Source organism: Mesorhizobium sp. M7A.F.Ca.CA.004.12.1.1, from assembly GCF_003997835.1.
GTDB lineage: Bacteria > Pseudomonadota > Alphaproteobacteria > Rhizobiales > Rhizobiaceae > Mesorhizobium.
On record NZ_RZRK01000233.1, the window covers coordinates 1 to 7,912 of the forward strand.

Below are 7,912 nucleotides of genomic sequence, written 5' to 3' on the forward strand. Positions count from 1 at the left end.
GGGTTTTACGTTCGAAAATCGATTAGTGCGGGACCTTTCCGCTTTAACTTCTCGTCTGGCGGGGTTGGCGCGTCCGTTGGCGTGCAAGGTCTTCGTATCGGGACTGGCCCACGAGGGCATTATATTCATGCAGGCGTCGGCGGTCTCTACTACCGAGGCACTTTGGGAAAGCGCAGCGCCAAGCAGACGCTGCAACTGTCTGAATTCCCATCTGGGCCAAAGCCCCATCCAACATCCTCACCCGTGGAATATGTCAGCGGTGGCGTCGTGATGAGAGAAATCGAGTCCGCCGATGTGATCGAGATGCGTGATGAGACATTTGCCAATGTGCTTGATGAAATCAATGCGAGGCAATCGCAGACGCGAATGTCGCTCATCCTGGCCGTGCTGTTTGGGATCGCCGGATTGATCGCAGGCGCAATGCTGGGAGGTGGGGTGGCGCTGATCGGTATTGCTGCCTTTTTGCCGGGCATGCTTATTGGCAACTGGTTGGACAGCTACCGCCGGGTGAGCGTGCTCTACTATGATTTGGAGCAGGACGCGGAGGCGGCCTACGGGCGACTTGTCGCCGCCTTTGACACGCTCACACGCTGCGCGGCGAGTTGGCATGTCGCGGCTGGTGGCAAGATAGAGGATCTGACGACTTGGAAGCGCAATGCGGGAGCCACGATGTTGGTCGATAAAAAGTCGACGACGCTCCAAGCTTCCTTGCCGACGGTTGTTCGCAGCAATGTCACACCACCGTCGATACACGTCGGCCGGCAAATCCTTTATTTCATGCCAGACATGATTTTGGTGAAGGACGGAAACCAGTACGGTGCCGTTGGGTATGGAGACCTCAGGACGCAATTTGCCCCCAGCAATTTTATTGAGACCGGCAAAGTTCCATCTGATGCTGAGATCGTGAGCTATACCTGGGCTCATCCCAATAAGAATGGCGGACCCGACAAACGCTTCAGAGATAATCGGCAGATCCCTGTCTGTCGCTACGAAGCCTTGCGGTTTTCTAGCCCATCCGGGCTCAACGAGCTGGTGGAATTTTCCAAGACAAACGTCAGCCAGCCCTTTTGCCAGGCTCTATTGGCACTCGCGCAAATGCACCGAAACGCTGGTGGCCAGTCCGGCTTGCTGAAAGCGCGCTAAGGAATTGGCTTGGTCAGCAAATGCCTTCGCACGGAATTCCGTCGCCGTCCCGGTCCAATTTGGGTCCCCAGCTACAGTTATTGAGATACCAGCGCGCCTCATCGCATGAGGAGATTTGCTTACAATAGCGACGCGGTTGACACGAATAGCTCTGAGCTATTTGGCGACGGCCTGTAAGGCCGTAGGATGTGTCATTACCGGGTTTATTGTTGGCTGCATGTGTTGCTCGCCAATCCCAAGGGGCTGTGAAAGTGCCAACCCAGATGCCAATCTTGGCCCTTTGGGCATCTGCCTGTTGTGACGCGTAACTACCATGGCTGTATCGAGGCCAATCCAGGGCATAACCCTGTTCGACCATCCAAGACGCAATGCTAGCACCGTCCGCCCGCTGACAATCACCAACGAAGCGGTTGTAACGATCCCACGAAACAAAGTTGCACTGGATGGGTCGGGATTGACTGAGGAAGATGTCCAGTGCTTCTGCGGATTTGCGGCCGCATGGGTATTCTTGCCCGCTTGCGTCGCTGCAGTTTTGGCTGCTTTCAGGTGCGTCGATGCCATTGAAACGAATACGCTGTCCGTGGATCTCGATCGTGTCCCCGTCAACGATGGACGCTACGCCGACGATAGGCTTCGGTTTTGACCCGAGTGCGCTTGCTGTATTGGGTCCCGCGATCTGGTTGCCCCACCCTGTAAAGTAGGAGGTGACATAAGCGCCCACTGCTAGCGTGATCACCAGGATCGCGGCTAATGATTTATGTGAAAAGAAACGCTTGCGCATAATTGAAACCCGGCCGCGTCTTGGCCGCGAGCTGCGGCGATGGGAATAGCGATCGCGATTCAATTTTCGATCCTTTGCGAAGCTGCCAAATGTTTTGCTAGCGCGTCTTTGACTTCTTGGCTGCTGCTTTCTTGGGCGCGGCTGCTGTGCGACCGAGGCCAATCGATTTTGCCAATCTGGAGCGATTGGCTGAATAGTTAGGCGCGACCATGGGGTAATCGTTGGAGAGGCCCCATTTTTGGCGATAGGCGTCGGGCGTCAGTCCAAAATGCGTGTTCAAGTGTCTCTTGAGGGACTTGAACTTTTTGCCGTCTTCGAGGCAGACGATGTAGTCTGGAGTGACTGAGCGCTTGGGGTTGACCGCGGGAACTTGGTCGGGTTTTTCCGGTTCGGACGGCTGGCCGATACGCGCTAATGACGAATTGATGCTGGCAATAAGGTCCGGCAATGAGGAGACCGGCACTGAATTCTTGCTCACATAAGCCGCAACGATATCGGCGGTAAGCTCCATCAGCGCGGTGGCCGTATTTTGGATTTCGTCAGTCACTTCATGGCTCCGGACTTCTGCAGTGAAATCCCGATCTATTACTTATCGGCTAAAAAAACCAGTAGAGGGAGGATACTAAATGCCAGGCGCTAATAGTGATGAATGTTAAAGCGCCAATCAGAATGCGGAACCACGAGAGACGGTGGATTGATTGGGCGCGGCGTTTTCTTTGTATGACCAGGAAAGCGGCTTGAGGCTCACAGGCGGATGCATTTAGATTTGGACGAGTAGGACCTACGCATGACATTTTCGAAAGACCCGCCGCCGGAGGTTAAGCCCCAGAAGGATAAGGCAAAGACTGGATCTGAATTGGACCGCGTTCCAAGTGCGGGAGCCATTCGGGTCCGCAACGGACTCTCTGTGTCAGAAAAAGACATTGTGGAGGCGGCTAAATACGGGGGCAGGGAGCGAGAATCCTCGTCGGATAGCGACTAGGCAAAGGGGGCCAAGAATGCAGGCTCTGACCCATATCACACGTCGCAATATTGGACGGTGTCCAGAAGTGATCGCAGTCGTTTCTAATTGAACACGGCTGTTTTTTCTTGCGCGAACGCTCTACGCGGGCTCTAGCTGGTTCTCCTTTCAAAGGGGATGTAAGTCTTGGACGTAAAACAGTCAGTCTTCCAAAGCGATCTCCCTCTAAAGGAGAAACTCGAGCGCGCCAGGATGGAGTTGCTCGATCTTTCCGCCCGCAATCGACTTTTGAATGTGCCGCGGTTTTCCAAGAGCGCGAAGACGATCGATATCGTCGATGAGAAGTCGTCCGAAATTTATCGATTGCTGGTGACCGAAGGAAAGGCTTTTACCTTCCTGGCCGGCAAGCCCGATAGGCCGAAAGCGGGCCAGGATGAAAGCAGCCCTCCAGACGAAGAGATCGACTATTCCCCCGTCGCTCTCGCCCAACCAGAGGACGATGGAGTCGATAACAGAGGGATATCCGCGCGGCACTCGGACACCAAGCTGCAGACGCGTATGACCCCAACTGGGCTGCAGCGGCGGCTCCTTGATCTCTACCATGATGCCCGCACACTCGAGGAAGAGCAGGGCGTCAATATCCTCTTTCTGGCCCTTGGAATGCTGAAGTGGATTGACCCGAACAACAAAGAGAACATCCGTCAGGCCCCCCTCATTTTGGTGCCGGTTCGGCTTGAGCGAGGGGCCGCTGGAGAAAAATTCCGCCTACGAGCCCGGCCGGAAGATCTTACCGCAAACCTCTCCTTGGAACTCTATCTCGACCGCATTCACAAGCTCGCTCTGCCGCGTTTTGAGGTGGGAGATGACTTCGACGTCTCGGCCTATCTCGATGCCGTTGCCGAAGCAATTTCGACCAAAGAGGGTTGGGAGGTGCTTCGCGACGATATGGTGCTCGGCTTCTTCTCGTTTGCGAAGTTCTTGATGTACCGTGATCTGGATCCGGATCTCTGGCCCGATGGCGCAAAGATTATCGAACAACCGAAGATCCGCTCGCTTCTTTCAGATGGTTTCGAAACACGCGAGCCGCTTATGTCGGACGACATAGCGATTGATCCGCACATTGCGCCCGCCGAAATGTTGCATATCGTCGACAGTGACAGTTCTCAGACACTGGCGATCCATGACGTCAGAAAAGGTCGCGACCTCGTTATCCAAGGTCCGCCTGGGACAGGAAAATCGCAGACGATCGCAAACATTATTGGGTCGGCCGTTGCCGACGGAAAGACCGTGCTGTTCGTGGCCGAAAAGATGGCAGCGCTGGAGGTCGTCAAGCGACGGCTTGACACTGCTGGGGTGGGGGACGCCTGCCTTGAGCTGCATAGTAACAAGGCGAACAAGCGCATGATGCTAGAGGAGCTGCGGCGAACCTGGCAACTCGGATCGCCCAGGGGCCAGCTTCCTTCTTCCCTAACTGATCGCTTGCTGGAGGCTCGCGATAAACTCAACGCACATGCTGCACGAATGCACGTTGCGTTCGGAGCGTCCGAACTCACTCCTTATCAGGTTCTCGGCCAGCTAACCCGACTAAGGCAGGTCGGTCAGAAACCAGTGGACATCGAACTTACGGATGCCACAAGCTGGACAACTGACGGCGTTTCGCAACGTCGCAAATTGCTCGATGAGGTCTCTCAGCGGATCAACGAGATCGGCTTGCCGATCCACCACCCGTGGCGGGGAGTTGGCCTGGATGTCGTTCTTCCAACGACCATTGAGAGGCTCGTCCCACGCATCGCGGCGTTGCTGGACCAAGCCAAGGCACTGCACGCCAAACTGGTCGGTATCGCTGAGCGGATCAAGGCCGAGCCTCCGAAAATTCTCAGCGACAGCGGCGAGATAGAAGATCGCGCTGAGCTTCTCGCGTCCGCGCCTGGACTTCCTGCCGAGGCGCTCGTCTCGCCGGTATGGGATGAGCGTCCGAAAGACATTTCATCGCTTCTCTGGTCAGGAACGGATTTCGCCCGCAAGTCCGAGGAACTTTCGGAGCAGTTGGCGGCAACGGCTATCGACACGCCAATTGAAGGTCTCGAGACAGAGCTTGCAAAGCTTCCCTCGGAATTTCCGAAAGATGGTTTCCATCGTGCGCGACAGCTCACCATTCTGCTCCCACGCTTGAGGGAAGAAGCTGAGCGCCTGAATCAGGAACTCGGATCGGCGATATTGCCAGACACGTTGGCAGGCTTGCTCAGGCTGGCCGTGACCGGCGAGCGAGTAGCGGCAGCACCTGACGCAAGTCCGGAGGCCTTCGCAGCCACCGTTTGGGACTCCGGACTTGAGCAGGCAGGCGACCTTGCCGACAGCGTAGCGACGCTTGAGGCTGCCAGAGCCGACCTTCAGGGCAAGGTTGTTGACGCGGCGTGGAGCACCGAGGTGGCCGCGGCGCGGCAGGCGCTCGCCACACACACGGGAATATTGAAAGCATTGAACGGCGACTACCGTCGCGCCACAGCACTTGCGCGGACTATTGTGGTCGACCCTAGCGCGCCTGCGACGCAGATAGTTGGTCTCCTCGACCTTTTGATGAAGGGTCAGGCTGCCGCAGCAAGAGTCCGCGAAGGCGACGCTTTTGGCCGTTCCGCCTTCGGGGCAGATTGGCGTGGGGAGCGATCGGCTTCCGCGCCACTGCTCGCGCTAGTGGAGTGGATGCGGACTCTACGAGGGCTAGGCCCCGAACCTCGGATTATCGCCGGCCGGATGGCGGAACGCTCCGAGGCCGGTGCGCGTGCAGCGCGCGTTCGCAAGGTTATCGAAATCGGTCGGCCAATTATCGAAGGTTTCTGGAACGATCTCGGGCACCTCGCGTCATCCATGCTAGGCGACGTGGCTTCCGCCGAGCGGGCCTCGCTGCAACTGATGGAAGCGAAGGCGAGCACTGTAGCTCAAGCCGATGATGCGTCACGACAGGTTCTGACTGACGTTCCGGATCTAATCACTGAGCGGGTGGAGCTACTGCGCCGACTAGGCAGACTACAAGCACTTGCTCAAGGGATCGATGCGGGAGAGAGCCTTGGCAAGTTCGTATTCGGCTCGTCGTGGCACGGTCGAGGATCCGATTGGGCCGCTCTCACGCAAGCCGAGCTTTGGCTGAAAGAAAATGGCTCGATCCGACATCTGGCTGCGCGGTTGCCTGAAAGAATCGAGATCGCAAACTCGGCACGTTCAGCACGTGAAGCGGCCCAAGCGGCAGCGCGGGAATTGAAGGCGCTTACAGGGGATTTGAAAGCCGATGCTCCCTCCTTGTTTGGAGTAGTCGATTTTCCGGACGTCGCGATAGGCGAGGTCGTTTCTCGGCTGCAGGGTTGGCTCGATCATCAGGAGCAGCTCTCGAAATGGGTTGCCTATGAAGAGCGATCCGAAACGGCCCGAAAGGCTGGACTGGGACAGTTGATAGACGGCCTAGCCAACGGCCAGATTACAACAGGATCGGCTCGATCAGTTTTTGATATGGCCTACTACGAACGAATGTTTCTGGCGATGGCGACCGATGAGCCGGAGCTGGCAAGGTTCGACGGGGAACTGCATTCCAGGGCTGTACGTGACTTCGCAGATCTGGACCGCCAGCGCATCAAGGCCGGCGCCATCGAAGTTGTAACGGCTCATCACCGGAAAATTCCTTCAAGAGACGGCGGAGCTGGACCTGTCGGACTGCTTCGTTCTGAGATGGCGCGCAGACGAGGCCACATGCCCATCCGGCAATTGATGCAGAAGGCAGGCCCTGCCATCCAGGCGCTGAAGCCAGTGTTCATGATGAGCCCGCTTTCGGTGGCGCAATTCCTGTCGCCCGGCCGGATGTCCTTCGATCTGCTCGTGATGGACGAGGCGTCTCAGATCCAGCCCGTGGACGCACTTGGCTCGGTCGCCAGGGCCAGTCAGGTGGTCGTCGTTGGCGACGAACGCCAACTGCCACCCACGACATTCTTCGCGAAGATGACAGGCTCGCAGTCTGAAGATGACGAGGGTGAGGGCGCGCAGGTCGCCGACATTGAAAGCATCCTCGGCCTGTTCACGGCCCGCGGCTTGCCGCAGCGTATGCTGCGCTGGCACTACCGTAGCCGTCACCAATCTCTAATCGCAGTATCGAACAGCCAGTTCTACGAGAACCGGCTTTTCATCGTGCCAAGCCCTTATACCCAAGAGGCAGGTATGGGGTTGCGGTTTCATCATGTGCCGGAGGGGGTCTTCGATTCCGGCGGCACAGGAACCAATCCGGTAGAGGCGAGAGCAGTAGCGGAGGCGATCATCCGTCATGCGAAGGTGAACCCGCAAGAGACTCTAGGCGTTGCAACATTTTCGGTTAGCCAACGCCGCGCGATCCAGGATGAACTCGAAGCGCTGCGGCGACTAAATCCCGACACCGAGGAATTCTTTCACGCTCATCCAAGCGAGCCATTCTTCGTCAAGAACCTCGAAAATGTTCAAGGCGATGAGCGCGACGTGATCATGATCTCGGTGGGGTATGCCAAGAATGCCCAGGGATACATGGCCATGCGTTTCGGCCCTCTTGGCGCGGAAGGCGGCGAGCGTCGGCTCAACGTCCTCATAAGCCGCGCCAAGCGCAGCTGCGAAGTATTCGCGTCCATCACAGACGAGGACATCGACCTGGAGCGTGGCAAAGGGAAAGGCATCTTCGCCTTCAAGCTCTTCTTGCACTACGCGAGAACAGGGCGAATTTCGCTTGCCCAAGTCACGGTTCGCGAAATGGATTCAATCTTTGTAGAACAGGTAGCCAACGCGCTGATCGAAATGGGTTATCAGGTTCATGCTCAAGTGGGCATTGCCGGCTTCTTCATCGACCTCGCAGTTGCGGATCCAGAGAGGCCAGGCCGCTATATTCTTGGCATCGAATGCGATGGCGCAGAATATCACTCATCTCGCTCGGCCAGAGATCGAGACCGGCTTCGGCAGTCGGTTCTGGAAGACCATGGTTGGATCATCCATCGCATCTGGAGCGCTGACTGGTTCCAACGGCC

General features: G+C 57.0%; 4 protein-coding genes. 2 read left to right on the forward strand and 2 right to left on the reverse strand.

Translation table 11 applies throughout. The features are described from left to right. Positions 1–1,143, forward strand: a 1,143-nt coding sequence (locus EN984_RS14470) for a DUF4236 domain-containing protein (RefSeq protein ID WP_127383797.1), incomplete at its 5' end; no start/stop codon positions are given. Between the two features lie 13 nt (positions 1,144–1,156). On the opposite strand, the gene EN984_RS14475 is transcribed toward EN984_RS14470, so the two are convergent. Continuing rightward, the gene (locus EN984_RS14475; RefSeq protein WP_127224212.1) at positions 1,157–1,987 is read right to left on the reverse strand and encodes a thermonuclease family protein; all 831 of its coding nucleotides are present in this window, start codon (positions 1,985–1,987) and stop codon (positions 1,157–1,159) included. Positions 1,988–2,021: 34 nt separating this feature from the next. Next, on the reverse strand, positions 2,022–2,435 hold the full coding sequence (locus EN984_RS14480) for a MucR family transcriptional regulator (protein ID WP_082826711.1): 414 nt from the start codon (positions 2,433–2,435) through the stop codon (positions 2,022–2,024). Between the two features lie 636 nt (positions 2,436–3,071). Between EN984_RS14480 and EN984_RS14485 the strand changes: the two genes are divergently transcribed. Next, positions 3,072–7,912, forward strand: a 4,841-nt coding sequence (locus EN984_RS14485; protein ID WP_127383798.1) for a DUF4011 domain-containing protein, incomplete at its 3' end; no start/stop codon positions are given.

What these genes read in the sequence shown, in the direction of transcription:
- EN984_RS14480 (WP_082826711.1), bottom strand. Translation starts at nt 2,435, where the DNA reads ATGGAGCTTACCGCCGATATCGTTGCGGCTTATGTGAGCAAGAATTCA.